This is a genomic window from Herbaspirillum sp. UBA812, from assembly GCF_002296545.1.
In the GTDB taxonomy this organism is placed as follows: domain Bacteria; phylum Pseudomonadota; class Gammaproteobacteria; order Burkholderiales; family Burkholderiaceae_D; genus Herbaspirillum; species Herbaspirillum huttiense.
Map to the genome: position 1 here is coordinate 1 of NZ_DBIC01000183.1, position 344 is coordinate 344.

General features: G+C 65.4%; 1 protein-coding gene. It reads right to left on the bottom strand.

Features of this window, described 5'->3' with window-relative positions; translation table 11 throughout:
* Nucleotides 1-344 (bottom strand): hypothetical protein (locus B3873_RS12160; RefSeq protein ID WP_286866331.1); only part of this gene is annotated, 344 nt, incomplete at both ends.

A 344-nucleotide genomic window follows, 5' to 3' on the forward strand; every position in this document is an offset into this window, starting at 1 on the left:
GGTCGAGGTTGGCGATGCGGATGCTGGCCGCGCCTGCACTCGCGCCCGAGGCTCCCGATACCGACGAGGCCACCGCGCGTACCGAATTCTGGCGATTAGGTCCGGCTCCACTGGTCGGCGTGATGTCCAGCTGGAAGTTGGTGACGATGTCCTGCGACTGATACGGCGCATCGTCGTAGCGCCGATCATCTGCGCTGAAGGTGTGGCTCTTGATGTAGGTGTAACTGGCCGAACCGGTCGAGACCACGCGCTGGCGGCCCAGCGGGCCGGTGTTGTTGAGGTTGGTGCCGTTGACACTGTCGCCGGCCACCGTGCCGCCCGCGATGAACTGGCTGGCGTAGTTG